1 pseudogene is annotated in these 617 nt (G+C 57.5%); it reads left to right on the forward strand.

The features are described from left to right. A pseudogene (locus JNK74_29360) lies at window positions 1-617 on the forward strand (virulence RhuM family protein).

The raw sequence follows: 617 nt of genomic DNA on the forward strand, positions 1-617 counted from the left end.
CTCGACGCCATCATTTCCGTCGGCTACCGGGTTAATTCCCTACGCGCCACGCAGTTCCGCCAGTGGGCGACCGGCGTGCTGCGTGGTTCGCCATCAAGGGCTATGTGCTGGATCGTCAGCGCATGGAAAACGGCAGCTTCCTGGGCGAGGATTACTTCGAGCGGCTGCTGGCGGAAATCCGCGAGATCCGCCTCAGCGAGCGACGCTTCTACCAGAAGATCACCGACATCTACGCCACCAGCGTGGATTACAACAAGGACGCACCAACGACTAAAGTATTCTTCGCCAAGGTACAGAATAAACTGCACTACGCCATCCACGGCCATACCGCTGCAGAGTTGATCCGTAAGCGGGCCGATAGCAGCAAGTCACATATGGGGCTGACTTCCGGCGAACGCGCCCGAAGGCAAGATCCTGAAAACCGACGTGGCAGTGGCCAAGAACTACCTGACCAAGGACGAGTTGGATTCATTGGGCCGTATCGTCAACGCTTATCTGGAACTGGCCGAGGATCGTGCCCGCCGCAAAATCCCCATGAGCATGGAAGACTGGTCCAAGCGGCTGGACGCCTTCCTCGAATTTGATGAACGGGAAGTGCTACAGAACAGCGGCAAGAT

The sequence above is a fragment of the Candidatus Hydrogenedentota bacterium genome (assembly GCA_016791475.1).
In the GTDB taxonomy this organism is placed as follows: domain Bacteria; phylum Hydrogenedentota; class Hydrogenedentia; order Hydrogenedentales; family JAEUWI01; genus JAEUWI01.